The sequence below is a fragment of the Nostoc piscinale CENA21 genome, from assembly GCF_001298445.1.
Taxonomy (GTDB): domain Bacteria; phylum Cyanobacteriota; class Cyanobacteriia; order Cyanobacteriales; family Nostocaceae; genus Nostoc_B; species Nostoc_B piscinale_A.
Genome location: NZ_CP012036.1, coordinates 2545576 through 2568981, shown reverse-complemented (window position 1 = coordinate 2568981; position 23406 = coordinate 2545576). Strand labels below are relative to the sequence as shown.

Here is a 23406-nt window from a genome sequence, read left to right as displayed (position 1 = left end):
GTGAGGGTTTGAGGGTGTAAAGGGTTTTTGAACATCTACACCCTCATAAAGAAGTCAAAATTCAAAAGTCAGAGAATTTTTGAGTTTTAACTTTTGACTTGATTTTTCCCCTTCACCCATTCTCAACCAATAGCCTTTGTGCATAAGCCACAACCAAACAAAATTCTTCTCGATTCTCTCTGCGCCTCTGCGTGAAAAAACTCATTCCAAATTTAAACTCCTCCCCCCATACCCATCTATGAAAAACTGCGGTAGAAATTGCTGAATTTGGCTAAAGTCGAGTTAGTGACGAGTTAATTATAAAGTCGAGAAATTAGACAGCCCCAGCAATTATTACAAGGACGTAGATTAGGAATGTTACTGCATTTAAGTACTTGGCAAGAAGTTGAAGCTTATTTACAGCAATCTCAGGGGATAATTTTCCCGATTGGTTCTACAGAACAACATGGGCCGACGGGGTTAATTGGTACTGATGCGATTTGTGCAGAAGCGATCGCTCGTGGTGTGGGTGATGTGACAGGGGCGATTGTTGGCCCTACAATCAATGTGGGGATGGCATTACACCACACTGCTTTTCCCGGTACAATTAGTCTCCGTCCTAGCACCTTAATTCAAGTCGTGCGAGACTATGTAACCAGTTTAGTCAAAGTTGGTTTTAAAAAGTTCTACTTTATCAACGGTCACGGTGGTAATATTGCTACCCTCAAAGCCGCTTTTTCTGAAACTTATGCTTACCTAGAAGATTTACAAATTGCTCATGCTCATCAAGTGCAATGTCAAGTAGCTAACTGGTTTATGTGTAAATCTGTATTTGAGTTAGCTAAACAATTATACGCTGATCAAGAAGGTTCTCATGCTACCCCCAGTGAAGTAGCTGTGACTCAATATGTTTATCCCGAAGCTATTAAACAAGCACCCCTTTCTCCAGAAATAGCACGGGGACATAACATTTATAGCGCCGCCGACTTTCGCAACCGTTACCCAGATGGACGTATGGGTTCAAATCCCGCCTTAGCCACACCAGAACATGGTAAGCAATTTTATGACTTAGCGGTAAAAGAACTGAGTAATGGATATTTGGAATTTCTCAACGCAGATTAAAGGATAGTAGGTAATAGGGTTTCAGATCCCCGACTTTTTTTAAGAAGTCGGGGATCTTGTTTTTTGAAGCAGAAAGACTCATTAATGGAGAAAAAATCCTCATTAATCCAGTTCTAAGACTCATTAATGAGTATCAAAGGCTCATTCACGAGTATCTAACACTCATTAATGGAGAAAAAATTCTCATTAATCCAGTTCCATATACTCATTAATGAGTATCCAAGCTTCATTAATGAAGAAAACATCCTCATTAATCCAGTTCCAAGACTCATTCACGAGTATCCAAGCTTCATTAATGAAGAAAAAATCCTCATTCATAAGCTAAAATACTTGTCTACCAATTTCTGCTCTGTCACCTTCCTCGCAGCTATGACCAATTTCTTCCGCGCCAATGTTGATGCAATGGCTAGTTACGTTCCTGGTGAACAGCCGAAACGCGGTAGCCAAGTAATTAAACTCAACAGTAACGAAAATCCCTACCCCCCATCACCTAAAGCTTTAGCTGCACTACAAAATATTGATGGTGAGTGGTTGCGGCGTTACCCGGAACCTTTTGGCGACCAGTTTCGCCACGCTGCTAGTCAAGTTTTAAAAGTGCCGAGTGATTGGATTATTGTTGGTAATGGCAGTGATGAGATTTTAAATGTCGTGATGCGAGCCTGTACAGAACCGGGACGGAAGGTAGTTTATCCGACACCGACTTATGTTTTGTATCGTACACTCACAGAGATGCAGGCAGCAGATGTTGTGGAAATTCCTTACACTCAAGACTATCAATTACCTGTTGCGGAATTAATTGCTGTGGATGGTGCTGTGACATTTATTGCTTCACCTAACAGTCCCTCTGGTCATGTTGTCCCTAGCGCAGATTTAGAAAAACTCGCCAGTCAGTTATCAGGGGTGTTAGTCATTGATGAAGCTTACGTAGATTTTGCGGAAGCTGATGCTTTAGCTTTGGTCAAAGACTATGAGAATGTGATGATTATCCGCACCTTATCTAAAGGTTACTCGTTGGCTGGTTTGCGTTTGGGCTTTGGGATTGCTCAACCCAAGTTATTGCAGGGATTATTTAAAGTTAAGGATAGTTATAACATTGACGCGATCGCCTGTACAGTTGCCACAGCAGCCATCACTGACCAAGCTTATAAAAATGCTTGCGTAGCCAAAATCAAAGCATCACGCACTCAACTCACCAAAGAATTTCAACAATTAGGCTTTCAAGTTTGGGAGTCGCACACCAACTTTTTACTCGTCCAGCCATCCCAACAAAACGCCGCATATCTCTATCAAAAACTCAAAGAACAACAAATTCTCATCCGCTACTTTCCCCACCCCGGACTCTTAGATAAACTCCGCATCACCATTGGGACAGATGAGCAAAATCAAATATTAGTCAATGCCATTAAGGCATTACTCTAATCAAAAATTTAGATAAAATAAATTGCTAAAACTCAAGTCGCTATATGAGTAAATGGTATAAAGAAGACCTCGCCTTTATCCATGATGACGGTTTTCGGGATTATGCGCTCAAATCAGCCCCCGGTATTTTAGAGATTTTACGGCAAAACAAAATTAACTCAGGGTTAGTTGTAGACTTGGGTTGTGGGAGTGGGTTATGGGCAAATGAACTGGTCAAGTCTAATTATCGGGTATTGGGAGTTGATATTTCAGAATCGATGATTGCGATCGCGCAAAAAAGAGTACCCCAGGCAAAATTTTATGTTGGTTCAGTCTTTAAAATTGCCATTCCCCCATGTCACGCTGTTACTTCTATTAGTGAATGCTTGAGTTACTTGTTTGATACTGACAACAACCGCCAAAACCTGATTCAACTTTTCCAGCGCATATATCAAGCTTTAGTTCCTGGCGGTGTCTTGATTTTTGATATTGTAGAAGCGGGACAAATTGCCGTCGGTAATAAAGCTAAAAATTTTACGGAAGGAAAAGACTGGGTTGTTTTAGTTGAGAAAGAAGAATTGCGATCGCAAAATATTTTAACCCGCCGCATCATCACTTTTCGCCAAGTCGGACAATACTACAGAAGAGATGAAGAAATTCATCATGTGCAATTATACCGAGCCACACAAATAGCCACAGACTTACGCAAAATTGGCTTTCGTGTCCAAACAACTCGCAATTATGGTAGCTTTTATTTACCAAAAGGAAATGTGGCATTTATCGCACGTAAACCCTTTCCTGATTAAAGATACTTTTCCCATGACTTACAAATTTGTTGACACTCTCACAGAAAAGCAAATTTATCAATTAGTAGAGTTGTATAAAAACGAATTCTGGAGTCAGCAGCGGACATATCCAGATGTTGTCAAAATGCTCAAAAATTCAGATATCGTTGTAGGTTTGATAAATAATAATGCAGAACTCATTGGGTTTACACGGGTTCTCACTGACTTTATTTATCGAGCAACCATTTACGATGTCATCATTAAACCAGCCCATAGAAATCAAGGACTTGGTGCTAAATTAATGGATGCAATTGTCCATCATCCCCAATTACATCAAGTCGAACAAATTGCGCTTTATTGCTTGCCAGAAATGATGCCATTTTATCAGCGTTGGGGTTTCACAACAGAAGTTGTTAATCTCAACTTAATGTATCGATATCATCGCTCACATCAGGATAAATGATATGATTATTAACCCAGATAATGTTCCTAACCGCACAACTTCAATTTACCCAGAAAAATTCCGACATCTCGTTGCTGGTAGAGTCAAAAAAGCATTAGGAAATGCCGCCGGATTAAAAAATTATGGCGTGAATTTAGTCACCCTAGCACCAGGAAGCCGTTCTGCTTTAAGACATTGGCATACTCGGCAAGATGAATTTATTTATATTATTGAAGGTGAAGTAACACTAGTCACCAATGAAGGAGAGCAAATTCTCACACCAGGAATGATGGCAGGTTTTCCAGCCAGCGAAGAAAATGGACATCAACTAGTAAATCATTCTGAGAAAATCGTAGTTTATTTAGAAGTTGGTGATAGAACACCTGATGATGAAGCTTACTATCCAGATGATGATTTAATTGCCAAAAATGGTGCCAATGGTGAGCGAATTTTCACAAGAAAAGATGGAACTTTGTATGAAAGTTAATAGTAATATATCAGTCCTATTTGAAATGAAGTTAACGAATACATGAGAAAGTATGATGATAATCTAGATTCGAGAATTTCTTTAGAGGATGTCTGAGAAGTATTAAATATTTCGTCAGATCCCCTTGAGCATCCTCTTAAAAAGGGGGGAATAATCTCAAAGTCCCCCTTTTTAAGGGGGATTTAGGGGGATCTAAATGTTCACGTTGTAGGTTGTTTTGCAGGAGATTGCAAAACAACTTTCCTTGTTGAATAGCATCTTCTAGGGCGATATGGCTTAAGGGAGACTCTTCTAACCATTCAGATGGGAAGTTTTCTTTACCGGAGTCACTATAATTTTTTTGCAAAAATGCCATTGCGTAGGAACGGATATCGAGTGCTGAATGTTTAAAGGGACTATCACCAACAAATTTCAGCAAATACCAATAAACAAACATAAAATCGTAGGCTGCGGGATAGGCAACAAAGATAGGTTTGCCAGGTAATGCTTTTAGCCAAGTATAATATGCTTGCATCACTGATGTTGGTGGTTGAGGGTTGATTCGGCAGGCTTCCCAAGCTTCTGGCTGTTCTGACCACCATTTCATAGTTTTGGGATGGCCTGCTGCTCCTGGTAAGGTTTCCAGGTTTGCCGAAAAGGTGGCGATTAATTGTTTATCTGCGGTATAAGCTGCTGATCCAATACTGAGCATGGAATTAGGCCCAGGAATTGGGCCATCTGCTTCTATATCTGTGCTGACGTAGATTTCGATTGTCACCTTTTTTACTGCTATTTCAACCCAACAAATCAAGTAATAATCTGACTTTAGGCTTTATTTATGGCAAATATCCTACACATTGATTCTAGTCCTCGTGGTGAACGTTCTATTTCACGATCGCTCACCTATGAGTTCGTGACATCCTGGAAAAATTCTCACCCAGGCGATACAGTTACCTACCGCGATTTGGGTCATCATCCTGTCCCCCATGTAGATGAATCATGGATAGCTGCGGCTTTTACACCACCTGATGCACGCACACCCGAACTAGTGGAGGCGATTCAGCTTTCGGATAGTTTAATTGATGAGTTCTTGGCTGCCGATCGCTATGTTTTTGGTATACCAATGTATAACTTGAATATTCCTTCTACTTTCAAAGCTTATATTGACCAAATTGTGCGTGTTGGTCGTACCTTTGGAATTGATGCGAACGGCTATAAAGGTTTAGTTGATAGCAGCAAAAAAGTATTAATTATTACCTCTCGCGGCGGAGCTTTTCCCCCAGGTACACCGTTTGCGGCTTACGACTATCAAGAACCTTATCTCCGCGCTATTTTGGGCTTTATTGGTCTAATTGATGTCACATTTATCCATGCTGACAGCCTCAACTTAGGTGACGAGGCTCGGCAACAATCATTAGCAGCTGCTAAAGAAGCGATCGCACAGACTATAACTAGTTGGTAAAGATGTAAATTTTATCAAAATAAAATTCAGGAGTCAGGAGTAAGAATTCAGCATAAATTCTGTACGCAGATGCGAATAAATAAATGGTGAATTACTATACTAAAGCTCAATGAGTGTCAGGTCTTTCTCCTTCACTCATTGATTCTGACTCCTGAATTCTTCTTCAACCAATTGTTAAATCTGGTTCTTCACAAAAGTTAAATAAGGCTGAATCAGATTCTGATTCATCTTCAAATACGGCAGATATGTACCATTCACAAGGTGAATCATTGGTATATTCAGCCCAAACAATTGTTGCGGTTTCACCTGATGGAATTCCATCATCGTTCAAGGTGAATGGTAGCCACTCATCTTCATCAACAGATACCCACAACTCTGTAATGGCTAGGTCGGTTTGATTGGTAACGGTAAACGTAAATTGATCTGACATGGATAACCTTTTAGCGATAACTAAATTGTCAGTCATCGATTATACTCGCTCTTTTTTCGATGCTTGTCTATTTAAATGCCAGAAGCATTATCCAGACAAGATTTACAGCTTTTTTGGTTCAATTTTCATTGAAAAGAGAGGATTAAAAATTTTACCTAAATTAGTTATTTACACAGGGTAGGATGTCCGGTGTAACGGCACTATGTTGCGTCATATAAACTACACCTATCCCAAGGTAGACATTAATTTGAATTTTAAGCTAAAGTTGTAATGAGTTTGCTTTAGCAAGGAAGATAATGAATCAACCTCAACAAGCTGTAAATACTGTGGTTAGAGAGTGTGAGTTATTGAGCGATCGCTAACAACAACACAGTTAGACAGAAAAAGCATCATATAATATTTTTTTTATATCAAAAAGCAAAAATAAACCTGGAAATCACAAATTTCCTGAATACTTAGCGAAATCTAATATGCAAAAACCAACGATAGCTAAAAAACCAATTCGTTCTCTAGAAGATGCGCTAGATCGGTGCCAAACGCTGGGTATGCGCGTCAGTCGCCAGCGCCGTTTTATTTTAGAACTGCTGTGGCAAGCAAATGAGCATCTATCTGCGCGAGAAATTTACGATCGCCTTAACCAAGAAGGCAAAGACATTGGTCATACCTCTGTATACCAAAACCTAGAAGCCTTATCCAGTCAAGGTATTATTGAATGTATCGAACACTGTGATGGTCGCTTATATGGCAACATTAGCGATGCTCACAGCCATGTCAATTGTCTCGATACTAATCAAATTCTGGATGTACATATAGAATTGCCAGAAGAATTGTTGCGTCAAGTTGAACAACAAACAGGCATAAAAATTACAGAATATAGTATTAACTTTTATGGCTATCGCCATCCATCAGAAGATGTGTAGGGATGTAGAATTAAAAACCATTGACTGAATAAAGCAAAAGTAAAAAGTTAAAAGGCAAAAGAAAGAAAAAGAATAATGGTCACAAACCCACGTCAGGCAAGCTCAAATTTTACTTTTTACTTTTTACTTTTTAACATCAATCATAATCACTGGGATTCACACTAAATACAGTTTCATCTTCCACATCATCATATAAATCAATTGAAGCAACTGGCTCTCCTTCTAAGCCGCTAATTGTGCCGATGTTAGTATTGCTTAACCAAGCTGCTGTTTGGTCGTCGCTTTCTATGACACTTGCCACAGATGACTGTGAGAGTAATTTTTTCAGGGTGTAGAACTGTTCTAAAGAGAATACAGCACCGTTCATCGTGGCAATTTCGCGGTCAGCATCAGTCAGGATTGCATCAAATAAGCAGGCATTGGCAAGATTGACATTCTCAAGATTAATGCTGCTTAGATTAGCACCAGTCATATTAGCACTAGTCAAGTTGGCATAACTCAAATTGGCATTAGTTAAATTGGCATAACTTAAATTGGCATTAGTTAAATTGGCATAACTTAAATTGGCATTAGTTAAATTGGCATAACTTAAATTGGCACTTGATAAATTTGTCTGCTCCAAATTTGCTTTAACTAACATCACTTGCAGCAAGGATGCGCTAGAGAGATTCAGTTTAGTTAAAGATTGGGGGAGTATGCGTTTGAGCCAGACAGAATTAGATAAAATTGCAGCTTTACCCATCAGCATTGTCAAAACTTCTGGGTAGAATTCAGCAACATTTTGCGGATTACCACAAGGAGAAAAAGCAACTTTAGTAACGCGATAGCCAGCAGATAATAGTAAAAATACATTTATGCCTACACTGGCATTAATTTGCTCAACATTGATCGGATTGCCGAGTGTATGAAAATAATTCCAAGCTTGATGCGCTATTCCTTCATTCAACCAACGACCTTGACAATAACCACGCCAAAATAATTCTAGACGTTGTAATAAGAAATCTAAAGAAAAATCACTTTGAGACTGATGTAGTAAAGTTTCAATTACCAGTTGCTTAATTTCTGTAGTGAGGACACCATAACCAAGTAGTTTATATAGATTTTGAGCAACACTCTGAGGAGAATCGAGAGCGAAAACTAATGTTCCGTAGTCATCTTTTTGCTGCTGTGTCAGAATTTTTAGTTGATGAGCAATAGCTTCTGCACAGAGATATTCGCCTAATTTGGGGTGAGAAAATTCTGTGAGGAGTGTTGAGTGCTGAGTATTGGGTGCTGAGTGCTGAGTCACCGAAGTTTGCTCAACGGGGGAAACCCTCCGAACTTTGCTCAACGAGGGGAACCCGCGCACGCAAGTTCTCTCCGCACGCAACTTCTCGCTGAGTGCTGAGGGGGAAGTTTTGAAGTAGAAAGCGGGTAAGGTATGGGGAAGGGAAGTTTCTGTGAGATGAATTTGATAGCGATCGCTGTGTAAAATTTGCAGAGCGATCGCCTGGATTTGGTTTAATAAATCTTGGGGATGACAACCAGAAAGTAAATTGGCGATCGCTTCTTGTGTACGATGAATGTGAGCCGAACCGGAACGCAATAGCATGGTTTTAATTCCGCCAGTCACAGGATAGCCTAATAACCAACGACTCAGGCGATGATAAATTTCCCAAGCTACTTTAGTAGTACTAGGTGATTGCGCTAATTGCCAGATTTCATCATCTATAAGTGCATCACGATGTAAAACCCCCAGTAAATACAGCAACAATGGTTGGCGCACCAAAGCCGAAAGTTCGGGAAACTTGGAGTTACTGACGAATAACCCAGATTGCTTTAAAAAGGTAAAGAAATTTTGGGCGATGGGTAATGATTGTAACATTGCCCACTGTTGAAACCATTGTTTTAATTGTTCTTGTTCTAATGGTTGAATAATAATTTGTGGTAACTGCGATAAGATATCTGGGTCAATTTCTTCTAAGGCATTTTTGCGAGTAGTTAAAATAATTTTATGTTTACCCTTAGCTTGCAATGCAATTAATTGCTGAATAAAAATTGTCTTGGATCTTGTTCCTAAATTAGCAGCAGGTAATTCATCCAACCCATCAAGCAGTAACAAACAGCGCAGATGTTCTTGTTCTAACCAATTACTTAAATTAGTTTGAGCATTCAAAGCAAAACCATAATTCAAAGTTTCTGCTAAAGTTTGAGCATATTTAATATCTCGCAGGCGAATAACCACCGGCATCCAATTAGGATAAAGTTCTCTGGCTACTTCTGCTGCCCAAATTTGACAGAAACTAGTTTTACCATATCCTGGTTCGGCAGTAATCACAGCAATATTTTCACTATCTGCTAACTGCTCCTGCGCCCATTTTTTGATATCAACAGATGGAGTATGGGTATTTGCTACTAAACCTTTTAGGGGAATATAAATATCCTTAAGGGCAAAAGATTCTATAAATAAAGTTTGGCTGAGATTTTGCAGTAAAAATACTCGATAATTTTCTCGACATAAATCAATTTTTTCCCCTACAGATGACTTTTGAGATGTGTCTACATTACCTAATTCTGGGGGATAAATATTACTTGTAGAACCTAATTGGAAAAATTTTTGTAATTGTGCCAGTTGTGGGGCATTTTCCGCCACAACTTTTAGTAAGTAACCACTGAGAGAATGAGTTAAACGCTGGGTTAATAATTTTGCTTCTAAATCTTCTGCACCATTGGCAATTAACCAAGCAACAGTGGCATTATTCATTTGTTGGACTAATAAGGAATCTGCCACAATAGAAAGGGCTTGTTCTGCTTGAGTATCAGTTAACTTTCCCTGGGTTAAAGTTTTTAATAATCCTTGGAGTTGTACATCTTGGAGACTGAGTTTGCCAATAATTTCCTGTAAAATTTCTCCTTGACTGGAAATCATGGCTCGGTTCAGCCAAGGTTTTTGTAGGTTGACTTCTTGTTGAATTATTTGATGTAAAGCATAAAGATAAGCAATTTGAAATGCCAGCCATGTGCCTTCGTTACGTTTTAAGGCTTTTTTCTCACTGAGACTACGCAACAGGCTTTCTGTTAATCGCGCAATGAGATTGATATCTTGCCAAACAGAACCCAAAGGTAGTTCTAAAACCTCGGCTAAAGTACAGACATCAAGTGGTGCAAGACTTTTAACTTCCATATCTTGGACAATGCGGTAGGCTACACCCGCCAATTGACCAAGAGAAAATTCTCGAATTTGACTGATTTCAATCTGGCGTTCTGCCAACCATTGCCTGATACTGAGGTTCATTTAATTACACAATTAAGACTCCGCCTATGTCATTATGATTCATTTATTGAGTGACGAAAACAGGTAACAATGAGTAGGAATACCCCTTGCATCTCAGCCAATGATGAGCGATCGCCCTCTCAAATTATTATTAATTGACCAAGATCCGATTTTCCGCTTAGGACTGCGGGTAACTTTGGAAGCAATGCTGAATTTGCAAGTTGTGGCAGAAGTAGAAACAGATACTGCGGCTTTGCAAATACTAGCAGCACTTACCAATCAAGACCCAGAAGCAGTAAATTTAGTGGTTTTAGAACTGGGAAGCGATCGCTCTGTTAACAGTCAGTTACAAGGTTTAGAACTTTGTCGCCTGCTAAAAACGTCATACCCCAACTTGCCAATTTTACTGCTGAGTGCTGTCCAAAACCAAGAAATATTGGCGGCTGTTAGGGCTGCTGGGGTGAATGGCTATCTTCTTAAAGGTACTCCTGCATCTGAAATTATTGCTGTGATTTCAGAAGTCGCCGCTGGTGGTTCCCATTGGGTATTAAATACTACCCCTCCTTCGGTTCCCATCTCACCGCCTCCCCAAATGCCTTGGTTGCGGCTATGGCAAAATCAGTGTTTATCGGGAATTAATTATGTTAACGCTTCCCTAGCAAAAGTTACAGTCAAACTACAAACTCCAGGCTTACCAATACTAGACCGGGCTGTGCTGGCGGGACAACGAAGAGAACTGTTAGCGGCGCGTTGGCTACTCAATCACTTGTTAATTTCCGCCCCAGAACAATCACCATTGATTTCGCCGACAGAAGAATTACCAGTGATTTCCTCAGCCAGCAGGGTAATTGTGCCAACAAATTTAGAACCACCTCTAACTTTGCTCCCAGAAATTAACCCAAGTGCTTTGCAATTTGACTTATTTTCGACTTGTATAAATAAACTACAGTTTTCTTTAGAAAACGTTTCAGATGTCCCCTTAGAAATTGATATTCTCCGGGAAGATAAGAAACGAGAATTACTTTATTTGATATTACAGAAGTTAGCCAAACAAATCGAAGATTTACGCGCTTATCAAATTACAATTGAACAGTTAGAAGGATTTAAAAATACTATTTTATTTGATTTATGGCAAGCCACAGTTACAGATTTTTTTGGTAAGTTTTCCCAAGTACCAATCGGCGGGCAGAAGATTGAAGTTGTCAAGGTATTATTACAAAATCCCAGAATTATTCAAACTGACATATTTAATAAAATTCCCTTTGTAGTAGAGTTACTTGCTTATTTGCTGTTTCAAACAGATTTACAGATTGATAATCAGGTTTATTTGGCTGATAGTGATGCTGCTAAAGCTCAGGCATTAATAATTTTAGAAAATTTATTGATTCAAGTAGGCAATAGTGTATTACAACCACTGTTAAATTATTTGGCAGATGTGGAAGCAATTAAGAAAAACTTTTATACTCGTAAGTTAATTTCGACGCGGGAAATTGAACGGTTTAGAAATGATTTGTCTTGGAAATACCGTTTAAATAATTATGTGAATGAAGCTAAAGCAATTTTTGAAAGTCGCTATGAGTTATTTGTGTTAGCATCACGGGGAATTGCGAAAACATCAGTTTACGCGCCGCGCAACGCAGAATTGGCCAAGCTTTCAGGTGTGCCGTTATTTGTGACGCTGGGACTAGAATTTTGGGATGCGATCGCTCCCCGCCTACAATCGCTATTATCTTTTTTAGGTAGTGGTATTGTCTTCGTTTTAACTCAAGTCATTGGTCGTGGTTTAGGTTTAATCGCTCGTGGTATTCTCCAAGGTATCGGTAGTGTGTCGTTATCAGAGAAAAATTTCAACCGCAACAGCGAAAGACAAAAGTGATATTTAAATTGAAGTTAATTAAAATGAACCCGAATTTTCCCGAATCTCTTCTAAGCTAGGAAAATCTTTTTCCCAACTTCCAGCTAAAGAATAAACTAGTTCTGTCCATTGCTGTGAAGTGGCTGTATGGCTGGGTTGATTGGCCTTGAGATATTGATCACGAATAGATTCAGCAAAGAAGAGAATCTCACTAGCTTGGTCTTGCGGAAGAGATTTGACAAGTTCATAAATTTGTTCGGCTATAGTCATACAGAGTTACTGAGCAAGTAAATAAAACTAGAAAACTCCTGTTCTTGTACAAAACATCTTAACGTAAGTTTCCTCCAGAGACAGAAGTTAATTAAAATGAACGAGGTGCGATCGCGAGTTTTATGAACAAATTGCAACTACCACCCGGAAGCTTTGGTTTACCTGTTGTTGGCGAAACTCTGTCTTTTTTGGCAGACGTAAACTTTGCCGAAAAACGCTATCAGCGTTATGGGTCGATTTTTAAAACCCATATTTTAGGTAGACCAACAGTAGCAATGATAGGGCCAGACGCAGTTGAGTTTGTCCTTTCTAGCCATATCGAAAATTTCTCTTGGCGTGAAGGCTGGCCAGAAAATTTCAAAATATTGTTAGGTGAATCATTATTTGTGCAAGATGGTGAAGAACACCGTCGCAATCGTCGTTTGATGATGCCAGCTTTACATGGCCCGGCACTAGCAAACTATTTTGCCACAATGGAAGAAATCACTGGCAGATATCTTAAAGAATGGGCAGTTAAACAAGAATTTACTTGGTTTGAAGAGTTTAAAAAACTCACATTTGATATTGCCAGTCAACTGTTATTAGGTACAAGTTCTAGTGCAGAAGTTATCCGCTTAAGTGGTTTATTTACTAACCTCACAAACGGTTTTTTCGCGCTGAATACCTTGCCTTTGCCTTTTACTACCTTTAGTAAAGCGATCGCAGCTCGCAATCAAGTTTTAGAGCATGTGGCTCAGGTTGTAAAAGCACGTCAGAAAAACCCTACCAAAGATGCTTTAAGTTTATTAATTCAAGCTAGAGATGAAGAGGGTAACAGCTTAAGTGAAAAAGAAATTATCGCCCAAGCAGTGCTGTTACTTTTTGCTGGACATGAAACCACAACTGCAATGTTAACTTGGTTAGTCACCGAATTAGCACGCCATCCAGAAGTTCTGCAACGCGCCAGAGAAGAACAGTCACAACTTGCTGCATCTGGTTCTTTAACTCTAGAGCAGTTGGGGAAAATGCCCTACTTAGACCAAGTTTTATTGGAAGTTGAACGACTATATCCACCAGCCGCCGCAGGATTTCGTGGGGTAATTAAAGAATTTGAATATAACGGTTTCTATGTCCCGGCTGGTTGGCAACTATATTATTCAATTTTAATGACCCATAACCTAGCAGAAATTTACCCTGAACCAGAACGGTTTGATCCTGAGCGTTTCAGCCCTCAGCGCCAAGAACATAAAAAATATCCTTTCAGCTTAATTGGTTTTGGTGGCGGGCCGCGGGTGTGTATTGGGATGGCGTTTGCCAAAATGGAAATGAAGATTGTTGCTGCCCATCTTTTACGCAGCTATGATTGGGAAATCTTACCTAACCAAAGTTTGGCTTCAGTCAGGATTCCCACAAATCGTCCTAAAGATGGGTTGCGAGTTCGATTTCAACCTCGGTGAAATTGTTATGACATCTGAAATAAATCTCAGTTTGCCGTCAGGAATGTCTCAAAGTTGGCAAAGCATGAAAAATGTTGTCAACCAAGGGGTTAACTCTGTGAATAATTCTCTGCAACAAGTTGGCGAGTCTTGGCAAGCAACAGCTACAACAACCTTGGAACAAGCTAAATCTTCGATTAGCCAAGGTTTGCAAACTGCTGACCAATTTAAGAATACAACATCCGGTGCAGTGGAAAGTGCGATCGCCTCTTCCATCAACGATTGGCTAACACAACATCCCACAATGTTGCGCCTACTGCACGCACTCAATTGGGCTGCAAATCACCCGATTATTAGTTTAGTAATTATCCTATTAAGTCTGGCGCTGCTTTTTGGTCTTGTGAATGCAATTATTCGCTTATTTACAACAGCGAGTTTTTCTTTATTACAAGCACCATTAAAATTATTACAAGCTTTAATTAAATTTATTTTTATTGGTATAGCTAAACTTACTGGTTTGACTTGGCACAAAATCAGTAATCATCAACCAATAGATAATCCAAATACTATTCAACCTCTTTACCTAGATAAACAGCAAAGATTAGCCGAAATTTCCTCTCGATTAGAAGCACTCCAACAAGAACAAAAACAACTTTTACAAGAAGCCTCTGAAATCATTGCCACAGATAGCACAAATCTAGAAATTAGATTCAGCCAAAATCATACTAATGTTGTTTAACCAACTTTCCATCCGCGTCTATCTGCGTTTAATTTTATTCAAAATATATAAAAAGCTATCACATTCAAGGTGATAGCTTATTGGTATATGAATCTTGAGGTTTATGTTACAGAAAGATGACTGAAATAATTATTGCGCCAACTTCCTATTTCAATACCATAACACATTACCGTTTACTTAGAACTAACAATTACGACGTAACTGTGTTAATAGGACAACAACCTCATCAACAGCTTGGCGAATTGTACTAACTGGTTGATCAGATTGATTCACAATAATGCTAAAAACTAGCGGTTCATACTGTGGTGAATCTATATATCCTGATAAAGCAACTACTCCTTGTAAAGTACCAGTTTTGGCTTGCACAATTCCCTGTGCTGATGTGTTGCGAAAGCGACTTTTTAAACTACCACTCACCCCAGCTACAGGTAGAGTAGCACGAAAAACTTTGGATTCTGGTGATGCTGCGATCGCTTGTAAAAGTTGTACTATAGCTTCTGGACTAATTAAATTTTTCCGCGATAAACCAGAACCATCAACTACGCTATAACTGGTGGGGTTAACTCCAAATTGAGTCAAGGTTTCTTGCATGACCTTTAAACCAACATCAGCAGTGTTTTGATTTTTGGTTAATTGTTGTTTATGCGCTAAAGTTCTTAATAAAGCCTCAGCAAATAAATTGTTACTATTAACATTGGTTTCAGTTAATAAATCAGACAAAGGCGGAGACTCAATGGCGGCAACTTCTCGTTCATTATTATCACCACTAGCAATAGATGTTTTTTGTACAGAAATTCCTGTGGCTGCTAAACTTTGCCGAAAGTGACGTAAGAAATTTTGTGTAGGATCAAAAACTGCGATCGCAGTAACTTCTGGTGCTGCATTCACAGGTAATTGTCCTTGCAAATACAGCACAGCCCCTTTTAAATCACGCTTAATTTCTACTAACCTTGGTTCATCTTTCTGCACAGTTACAGAATTATTTTCGACTCGCCATTGATACGCTTCTGTAGGATCAGTCCATTTAATTTGTAATGGGTTGCCTACTGTTTGCGGCAATAAAGTTAACACAGCAGCATTTTCATTTAAAATTAAACTGTTAACTGGTGCGCCATAATCAGCTTGCACATCTTCCCATTGCCAACTAGGGTTTACAACGTCTCCTTGAAAGTAACTATCATCAGCAATTAAGTTAGTAACTTGAGTAACTCCTTGTTGACGTAATTGCTTGGCTAATTCTGTTAATTGAGCATTTTTTAAACTCGGATCTCCTCTACCAACAACACGCAAACTACCATCAGCACCTTGATAAACAGAAGTGCGAATGCGAAAGTCTGCACCTAATTGCTTGAGGGCTGCGGCTGTAGTTAATAATTTAGTATTAGAAGCAGGAATAAAATATTTTTCCGCATCATGACTGTAAAGAGTTTGCGTAGAAACTAAATTTTTCACTAAAATTCCCCAACGGGCGCGACTAAATAAGGGACGATTAATAGCAGTATCTATAAATGTGCCTAATTGAGCAGGACAAACTGATTTTGTATTAGTTGCAGAGGGAACTGGAATTTGAGCTTTAACTGCTTGTTGGGTAATACCAATGTGAGTTCCCAGAAACAGTAGCAGCAAACTCAGAGAAATTTTGCGAGAAAACATACTTAAACTTCTACATTCAGAACTGGCAGTGATATTATTTTGTCGTGTTTGGTGATCGCTGCACAAAATTATTAAAATTTGCTACGGCTTAATTCACTCAGAGTTGGTTAAAATCTTCTCAACAATCGCAAGCCGTTAAGAGTAACTAACACTGTCGACCTTCATGACCAATTACGCCAATCGGTAGGTTAATATTTCCCAAAAAGTTAGCCAGCATTAATAAAATAATTGATGTAAGCGCAAAGGCGATGTTTTGTTTGATAATAAATTGCGATCGCCTGCCGAGTTCCATTGCTACAACCATTTTTTCGAGTCTGTCTGCTATTAAAACAATATCTGCCGTTTCTAAGGCGACATCACTACCCGCACCACCCATTGCTATCCCCACAGATGCTTGGGCTAAAGCGGGTGCATCGTTAATTCCATCGCCCACCATTGCTACAGTTTCATACTGTTTCTGTAAACTGCGGATGAGATTGAGTTTATCTTCTGGTAGGAGTTGGGCGTAAATTTGAGTTATGCCGATGGTTTGAGCGACACTTTGGGCTGTACGCTGATTATCACCCGTAATCATGACAATTTGTTCTACTCCCAACTGACGCAGACGGCGAATAGTAGCAGCAGCTTCTGGTCTAATCATATCTGCAATCGCGATCGCGCCGATAATTTCTGTATTTTGGGCGACCCAAACCACAGTTTTTCCTTCAGATTCCCAACTATCAGCCAAATTTTGTAGTTTATCTGGTAGCTGTGTCACATATTGCTGAATAAACGCAGCATTGCCCAGGGTAATTTTTTGATTATCAAGCATCCCCACAATACCCTGTCCTGGTATAGCTTGCACATCAGTACCCCGTTGCCAATTTAAATCACTCGCTCCTTGGACAATGGCTTTGGCGATAGGATGTTCCGAAGATGCTTCTAAAGCTGCTGCTATTTTTAACACATCCGTTTGTGTATATTCATCAGTGGAAATTACCTGAGATACTTGCACTTGTCCTGTAGTTAAAGTACCAGTTTTATCAAAAGCGATCGCCCGGACTTTACCAATATTCTCTAACTGTGTGCCGTTTTTGAACAAAATCCCCTGTTTCGCGCCATTGGCAATACCTGATAACAATGCTGGCATAATTGCTGCCATCAACGCACAAGGAGAAGCCACCACCAAAAAAGTCAATGCCCGATAAATCGTCGTTTCCCAATCCCAAGCCCAAATAAACGGCGGTAAAATTGCCAGCAATATGCCAGAAATTACAATTACCTTGGCATATCCCCGTTCAAATTTTTCGATAAACTCTTGGGAAGGTGGCGCTGTTTCTTGGGCTTCTGCTACTAACTTAATAACTCGCTGAATCAAATTACTCGCAGCAGGTTTGTGAACTTGCAACTTCAGCGCCCCATAACCGTTAAGTGTCCCAGCAAACACTTCCTCACCAACTGTCTTTTCTACAGGTAAAGATTCCCCAGTAATCGCTGCTTGATTAATCGTGCTGTAACCAGACAAAATGATCCCATCGGTGGGAATTAACTCTCCGGGTTTGACAATAATTTCATCCCCCACCTTTAATTGGCTAATGGGTAGCATCTGTTCTTGTCCCTGATGCAAAACCCTGGCTGTATCTGGTGTCAAACTCATCAAGCTGCGAATACTCCGTTCTGTGCGCCCCATTGCATAGCCTTCTAACGCACCACTAATCGCAAAAATGAGAATTAACACCGCGCCATCAATAATTAGGTGATATTCTCTGCGCCATAAACCCAAACCAGCCGCACCAACAGCCGCCACAATCATCAGCAAATCTACATCTAGTTCTTTTTCTTTAATTAATGTCGTTATTCCCTCACGGGCGCTTTCATAACCACCAATGATATATGCAGCAGGTAACAACAGCATTGCCCATCCCAACCAACCTAGATGTAAGGCGAACCATCCGAGAAATAACAACAGTCCACAAACCAAGGCTGCTAAGATATCGGCGTGTTCTTTTGTGAATTTGGTGAAATGCTGTGGGTAAACCATGAGAGTGAATTCATTGACGACTGATCTCACGTTAAACCTTGACATTAATGTTAAGGTCAAGCAATTATTTTTCTACAAGACTGATGCACAAAGATTCTCGGTTAAGAGTGGGTGTAAGGGTGAGGTGTAAGGGTGTCAGTGGTTTAAAAACATACACCCTTACACCCCTATACCCCTTCACCCTTCCTAAACCCTTGATTTTTAATTCCTATCTACCAGGAGGCATTGTAAATGGCACGCTTGCATAACAAAACTGCTGTAATTACCGGGGGTACATCAGGTATTGGTTTTGAGACGGCAAAACAGTTTGTTGCGGAAGGTGCGCGAGTAATTATTACTGGGCAAGATGAACAACGTTTACTCACAGCAGCCCAAGCACTTAATTCTCAGGTAATTCCAGTATTAGCAGATGTGCGATCGCTTTCTCAACTTGATAATTTAGCAGCACGAGTCAAATCAGAATTTGGCAGTCTTGATATTTTATTTGCTAATGCCGGTGTCGGATTTTTTGCTGCTTTAGAAGCAATGGACGAAACCTTGTATGACAATCAATTTGATATCAACGTTAAAGGTGTGTTTTTCACCGTACAAAAGCTGTCTGGCTTACTGAATCCCGGCGCTAGTGTCATCTTAAATGCTTCATCAGTTAATGAAAAGGGTATGGCGATGGGCAGTGTTTATTGTGCGACAAAAGCGGCTGTGCGTTCCTTGGCTCGCAATTTAGCGGCAGAATTAGGATCACGCCAAATTAGAGTGAACGCCATTAGCCCTGGTTTAATACCTACTGATTTTCAAACCAAAATGGGTTTATCACCAGAAGCTTTGGAAAATTTTGGCAATTACATTAAGCAAACCGTACCTTTGGAACGCTTTGGTAAACCAGAAGAAATTGCGGCGGCGGTAGTGTTCCTGGCTAGTGATGAATCATCTTACATAACTGCGGCAGATTTAGTTGTTGATGGTGGGTATATGAACGTTTAGTAGTGTAGCAAGGCTCAAATAGTTTCAGTGCGATCGCCCTACCTGTTGTCGGAAGAATTAGAAAAAGCGGCTAAAATAAACAACACAGTCATGAAGCGCGAAGCCATGAGCAATCACGAACTAGAGCAGCAACTCCTTAGCCTCGATTTTGCAGAAAGAATTCGCATTCTCCAACTTTTGGCTCAAAGCTTGACAGTACCAAAAGCATCACAGGTATCCCTATCTCCTGATGAAATGGATTTAACCCGCAATCGCAGTCCTCAGCATCCTCTACGTGGAATCGCCATGACAATTCCTCCAGATTTTGACGAACCTATGCCTGAATTTTGGGATGCTTTGGAACAATGATTTTACTCGACACTTGCCAGGAGACTTCCACAAAGATCCTGCTGATCGTATGATTGTAGCGATCGCCTACCGTCGCAATCTAGAACTCATAACCTGCGATCAAAAAAATTCTCAACTATCCACATATCAAAACACTTTGGTAAATGCGATCGCTTGGTTGTAAAGATTTATGGAGGCGATCGCAGCTTTAATACATTGTCTGGTGTGAGCTGGATGAAAGCAAGCTCATCTAAAGCAGCCATTGGTAGAAGTTGTCACTCTGTTAAAAGAGCGAATTTATCTAATAACTTTTGATGAGAAAACCTCTGTCTCTAGCACGATTTGGCACAGTGGAAAAATCCAGTAAATCTTAGAATGCTAAATCTCAAAGAGAAGGTATTCTATGTTAATGAAACGGCTTTCTGTTATAGGTAATTGGATAGCTACCACAGTTCTTTGTTTATCTGCGATCGCTTTTATTTGGCAAGGTGCATTTTTCACCAATAATTCAGCGATGGCGGCTCCCTCTGTCAACTTAATTGCATCTTCAGACGCAGGCGATAAAGTTCAAGAAAAAGCCCGTGAAGATGCTGGACGCGCTAAAAATTTCATTCGAGATACAGCCAATAAAGTTGAGCGCACCGCCAATAAAAATGCTAGTAAAGTTGAAGATGCTACCGATAATAGCGGTAACTTTATTGAGCGCAAAGCCAAGCAAGATAGAAACACTATCCAAAAAAGAGCCGAAGAAGATGCAGCCCGGACAGAGAAAGCTGTAGATAACACCAAAAATGCTATTGAACGTACTGTTGATAACATTAAGGATGCTTTAAGTAAGTAGAAACCTAACATAATTATCTTACTTAATTTGTAAGATTTTCTGTTAGTTACTACTTATTAATTACCAATGCTTTAGGAATACTTGCGTACCTTAATATCAATGTACATTACATGAATAAAATAATGTACATTGATTATCTCTTGAAACAATTTATATTTATCAGCCAAGGTTAAATACTATGCAAGACAATGCTAATTTTATCAGCAAAAAATTCTGGCAAAATACATCAATCTTCATCATATTATTAGTCAGTGGACTGACTGCCTGTACTTCTGAACCAAAGCAACCTGATGTTGTTGTCGTCCCTACACCGCAAGCCACAGTCACCGTCACCGCAACTCCTACACCAACAACTAATGTAGTTGTTACTCCTGATCCGCAAGTAACAACCATTGTTCAAACTGAACCAATTACAGATGTCTTAGTAATTACCAACGCCAATAAACAGACACTTGTCAATAAACCCGTACAGTTTCAAAATATTAATGTTCAAAGTGTAGTAGGCGATCGCGCCTTCTGGGTTGGTTCAAGTAATACTCAAAGGGTATTTGTAGTTTTAGCCCCTAATCTCGATGCTGGAAGTGCGGAAAATCAAGTCGTTGTGAAACAAGGACAAATCTTAGATTTAGCAGGTGTCCTCAAACCAGTTCCTAGTGTTAAACAAGCCCAACAGCAATGGAAGGGTTTAACCGCAACTGAAGCCCAAGGACTAAAAAATCAAATAATTTATCTTGAAGCGAATCAAATCAAGTTCAAGTCTAGCTGATATTTGTTTAACAAGTCTCAGGTAATATCGCAATCCTATTTGATATGTGAAGAAAAGAGACAATGGAGAGATGTTTCTTATTCATTTAGGATTGCTATAGCTAAACAATACGTAAGTGCCTGTGTATTGTTTGTGAAGCATTGGCTCATACAAAGATATATTTTATAATTATTATTTATTTCCAATTATTAAGTTTTGAAAAATTAACTATGTACTTTGAAATCATAACTATATAGTTATGAAAGCTGAGTTCGGTTAAATTTGAATGTCAAAAACTTTTAGTCAATTTTAAGTTTTTCTTAAGAATTTAATTGCAAGGCTTTAGCAAGTGTTTGTATTTTAATTAGCAGAAAATTATCGGTAAAGAGTAAGAATTCAGTACCTAGAAGTCAGAGGTAAAGAAGCATAATTGCTACATTTAGTTATCACTTTTTTCCTGACTTGTAAAACTATTATAACTCCTGGATTCTTACGATAAATATTTCTGCAATTCTGCACTTGCTAGAAGTAGGCTAACAAAATTACAAGTATAAAACTGTCGGTTCTTCTGATAGAAATTAGAAGGTAGGTAGAACATGCGGATTCTGATGATTCAACCTAATTACCATTCTGGTGGTGCTGAAATTGCGGGAAATTGGCCGCCAAGTTGGGTTCCTTATGTTGGTGGAGCTTTAAAAGCAGCTGGCTTCAATAATATTCGTTTTATTGATGCGATGACTGATCATATTGCGGATGATCGTTTAAGGCAAATGATTGCTGAACATCAACCGGATATAGTATTGGCAACAGCAATCACGCCAATGATTTATCAATCTCAAACAACGCTCAAGATAGTTAAGGAAGTTTGCCCCGAAGCAACCACAATTATGGGTGGAGTCCATCCCACTTATATGTATAATGAAGTCCTCCATGAAGCTCCTTGGGTGGATTACATTATTAGGGGAGAAGGGGAGGAAATTACAGTTAATTTAGTGAAAGCGATCGCTAATGCTACAGTCGAGAGTGAGCGACGCAATATTTTAGGTATTGCTTTCTTAGAAAATGGACAAGTTGTAGCGACACCAGCCCATCCACCAATTGCAGATTTAGATACTTTAGCCCCTGATTGGAGCTTGTTGGACTGGAGTAAATATATTTATACTCCCCTGAATGTACGAGTAGCAGTGCCTAACTATGCTAGAGGCTGTCCCTTTACTTGCCGTTTTTGCTCTCAATGGAAATTTTGGCGCAAGTACCGTTCTAGTAGTCCTAAGAAATTTGTCGATCAAATTGAAATTTTAGTCAAAAAACATCAAGTAGGTTTTTTCATTCTGGCAGATGAAGAACCAACCATTAATAAACCCAAATTTATCGCTTTATGTAACGAATTAATCGAACGCAATTTAGGCGTTTATTGGGGAATCAATACCAGAGTGACAGATATATTGCGGGATGAACATGATTTACCACTTTATCGTCAAGCGGGGCTAGTGCATGTTTCCTTGGGTACGGAAGCAGCAGCACAGCTAAAGTTAAATTTGTTCCGCAAAGAAACGACAATTGAACAAAACAAACGAGCGATTCAATTGCTGCGGCAAAATGGCATGGTAGCAGAAGCTCAATTTATTATGGGCTTGGAAAACGAAACACCAGAGACAATTGAGCAAACTTATCAGATGGCTTTGGACTGGAAAGCCGATATGGTGAACTGGAATATGTTTACTCCTTGGCCATTTTCGGAGTTATTTGAAGAGTTAGGCGATCGCGTAGAAGTGCGAGATTATTCTCAATATAACTTTGTCACTCCCATTATGAAACCGGAGGCAATGGAACGAGAAGAAGTCCTCAAAGGCGTGTTACGTAACTATGCCAGATTTTATCTGCGTAAAACAATAGAATACTGGTTTGAGAAAGACCCATTTAAGCGTAAATATCTTTTAGGATGTCTCAAAGCATTTGTGAAAACAACTTTCAACAAAAGCTTCTACAATCTCCAACGAGTTAAATACAAAGGTTTACGCACCGAAATTGAGCTAGGGTTTGATAAATCCAAAATTCTCACCCGCGAACAAATTAATCAGCGCAAGCAAGAACATCCAGAATTGATGGCAGATGTCAATTTTGCAGGTAATATTTCTGCTTGTGGCGCTCCTAATGATTTACCAGAATATATTGAGTAATTACTAATAGGGCGGGTTTACCCAGATCATCGTCAATCATCTCAACCCGCCCCTAAAATGTTGCTCTTGTCTCATTTCAAACCATCACCGCGATCGCATTTGTTGATAAAGTATCTTTGTCCT

The 23406-nt window shown here is 39.5% G+C and carries 21 protein-coding genes and 1 pseudogene; 16 read left to right on the top strand and 6 right to left on the bottom strand.

Going from position 1 to position 23406, the window contains the following annotated elements; genetic code table 11:
- Positions 1-354 precede the first annotated feature (354 nt).
- The 5 genes from ACX27_RS11305 (at position 355) to ACX27_RS11285 (ending at position 4213) form a co-directional block, all read left to right on the top strand.
- Positions 355-1101 (top strand): creatininase family protein, encoded by a 747-nt coding sequence (locus ACX27_RS11305; protein WP_062292163.1) that lies wholly within the window; start codon positions 355-357, stop codon positions 1099-1101.
- A gap of 369 nt (positions 1102-1470) precedes the next feature.
- On the top strand, positions 1471-2520 hold the full coding sequence (gene hisC / locus ACX27_RS11300; protein ID WP_062292161.1) for a histidinol-phosphate transaminase: 1050 nt from the start codon (positions 1471-1473) through the stop codon (positions 2518-2520).
- Between the two features lie 44 nt (positions 2521-2564).
- The gene (locus ACX27_RS11295; RefSeq protein ID WP_062292158.1) at positions 2565-3305 is read left to right on the top strand and encodes a class I SAM-dependent methyltransferase; all 741 of its coding nucleotides are present in this window, start codon (positions 2565-2567) and stop codon (positions 3303-3305) included.
- A gap of 13 nt (positions 3306-3318) precedes the next feature.
- Positions 3319-3747, top strand: a complete 429-nt coding sequence (locus tag ACX27_RS11290; protein WP_062292154.1) for a GNAT family N-acetyltransferase — start codon at positions 3319-3321, stop codon at positions 3745-3747.
- A gap of 1 nt (position 3748) precedes the next feature.
- Positions 3749-4213: a cupin domain-containing protein gene (locus ACX27_RS11285; protein ID WP_062292151.1), complete on the top strand. Its 465-nt coding sequence runs from the start codon at positions 3749-3751 to the stop codon at positions 4211-4213.
- Positions 4214-4349: 136 nt separating this feature from the next.
- Here ACX27_RS11285 and ACX27_RS11280 read toward each other — a convergent pair whose 3' ends face one another.
- Complete coding sequence (locus ACX27_RS11280; RefSeq protein ID WP_235526593.1) at positions 4350-4970, bottom strand: 3'-5' exonuclease family protein; 621 nt, start codon at positions 4968-4970, stop codon at positions 4350-4352.
- A gap of 60 nt (positions 4971-5030) precedes the next feature.
- Between ACX27_RS11280 and ACX27_RS11275 the strand changes: the two genes are divergently transcribed.
- Positions 5031-5654 (top strand): FMN-dependent NADH-azoreductase, encoded by a 624-nt coding sequence (locus tag ACX27_RS11275; protein WP_062292148.1) that lies wholly within the window; start codon positions 5031-5033, stop codon positions 5652-5654.
- A gap of 163 nt (positions 5655-5817) precedes the next feature.
- On the opposite strand, the gene ACX27_RS11270 is transcribed toward ACX27_RS11275, so the two are convergent.
- On the bottom strand, positions 5818-6084 hold the full coding sequence (locus ACX27_RS11270; protein ID WP_062292145.1) for a hypothetical protein: 267 nt from the start codon (positions 6082-6084) through the stop codon (positions 5818-5820).
- A 470-nt stretch (positions 6085-6554) separates the two neighbouring features.
- On the opposite strand from ACX27_RS11270, the gene ACX27_RS11265 reads away from it, so the two are divergent.
- Positions 6555-7004, top strand: a complete 450-nt coding sequence (locus tag ACX27_RS11265; RefSeq protein WP_062292141.1) for a Fur family transcriptional regulator — start codon at positions 6555-6557, stop codon at positions 7002-7004.
- Between the two features lie 136 nt (positions 7005-7140).
- Here the strand turns inward: ACX27_RS11265 and ACX27_RS11260 are convergent, their stop codons facing one another.
- Entirely contained in the window at positions 7141-10278 is a 3138-nt protein-coding gene (locus ACX27_RS11260) for a pentapeptide repeat-containing protein (protein WP_062292139.1), read from the bottom strand.
- Positions 10279-10381: 103 nt separating this feature from the next.
- Between ACX27_RS11260 and ACX27_RS11255 the strand changes: the two genes are divergently transcribed.
- A complete protein-coding gene (locus ACX27_RS11255; protein WP_062292136.1) occupies positions 10382-12133 on the top strand; it encodes a DUF3685 domain-containing protein in 1752 nt (583 codons plus the stop codon).
- Between the two features lie 18 nt (positions 12134-12151).
- Here the strand turns inward: ACX27_RS11255 and ACX27_RS11250 are convergent, their stop codons facing one another.
- Positions 12152-12382, bottom strand: coding sequence for a hypothetical protein (locus tag ACX27_RS11250; RefSeq protein ID WP_062292133.1), 231 nt, complete (start codon positions 12380-12382; stop codon positions 12152-12154).
- Between the two features lie 122 nt (positions 12383-12504).
- Between ACX27_RS11250 and ACX27_RS11245 the strand changes: the two genes are divergently transcribed.
- Complete coding sequence (locus ACX27_RS11245; RefSeq protein WP_062292130.1) at positions 12505-13818, top strand: cytochrome P450; 1314 nt, start codon at positions 12505-12507, stop codon at positions 13816-13818.
- A gap of 7 nt (positions 13819-13825) precedes the next feature.
- Positions 13826-14536, top strand: a complete 711-nt coding sequence (locus tag ACX27_RS11240) for a hypothetical protein (protein WP_062298294.1) — start codon at positions 13826-13828, stop codon at positions 14534-14536.
- Between the two features lie 183 nt (positions 14537-14719).
- Here ACX27_RS11240 and dacB read toward each other — a convergent pair whose 3' ends face one another.
- Together dacB and ACX27_RS11230 are read right to left on the bottom strand one after the other, a co-directional pair.
- A complete protein-coding gene (dacB, locus tag ACX27_RS11235; RefSeq protein WP_062292128.1) occupies positions 14720-16189 on the bottom strand; it encodes a D-alanyl-D-alanine carboxypeptidase/D-alanyl-D-alanine endopeptidase in 1470 nt (489 codons plus the stop codon).
- Positions 16190-16296: 107 nt separating this feature from the next.
- A pseudogene (locus tag ACX27_RS11230) lies at positions 16297-18209 on the bottom strand (heavy metal translocating P-type ATPase).
- A gap of 231 nt (positions 18210-18440) precedes the next feature.
- On the opposite strand from ACX27_RS11230, the gene ACX27_RS11225 reads away from it, so the two are divergent.
- From ACX27_RS11225 to bchE, 6 genes are all read left to right on the top strand, one after another.
- Positions 18441-19190, top strand: a complete 750-nt coding sequence (locus tag ACX27_RS11225) for a glucose 1-dehydrogenase (RefSeq protein ID WP_062292125.1) — start codon at positions 18441-18443, stop codon at positions 19188-19190.
- Between the two features lie 27 nt (positions 19191-19217).
- Positions 19218-19538: a hypothetical protein gene (locus ACX27_RS11220; RefSeq protein WP_235526592.1), complete on the top strand. Its 321-nt coding sequence runs from the start codon at positions 19218-19220 to the stop codon at positions 19536-19538.
- Positions 19522-19701 (top strand): PIN domain-containing protein, encoded by a 180-nt coding sequence (locus tag ACX27_RS11215; RefSeq protein WP_062292123.1) that lies wholly within the window; start codon positions 19522-19524, stop codon positions 19699-19701. The genes ACX27_RS11220 and ACX27_RS11215 overlap by 17 nt, the downstream gene beginning before the upstream one ends.
- A gap of 219 nt (positions 19702-19920) precedes the next feature.
- The gene (locus ACX27_RS11210) at positions 19921-20358 is read left to right on the top strand and encodes a hypothetical protein (RefSeq protein WP_062292120.1); all 438 of its coding nucleotides are present in this window, start codon (positions 19921-19923) and stop codon (positions 20356-20358) included.
- A 178-nt stretch (positions 20359-20536) separates the two neighbouring features.
- The gene (locus ACX27_RS11205) at positions 20537-21124 is read left to right on the top strand and encodes a hypothetical protein (RefSeq protein ID WP_062292118.1); all 588 of its coding nucleotides are present in this window, start codon (positions 20537-20539) and stop codon (positions 21122-21124) included.
- Between the two features lie 575 nt (positions 21125-21699).
- Positions 21700-23283, top strand: a complete 1584-nt coding sequence (gene bchE / locus ACX27_RS11200) for a magnesium-protoporphyrin IX monomethyl ester anaerobic oxidative cyclase (RefSeq protein ID WP_062292116.1) — start codon at positions 21700-21702, stop codon at positions 23281-23283.
- Positions 23284-23406 lie beyond the last annotated feature (123 nt).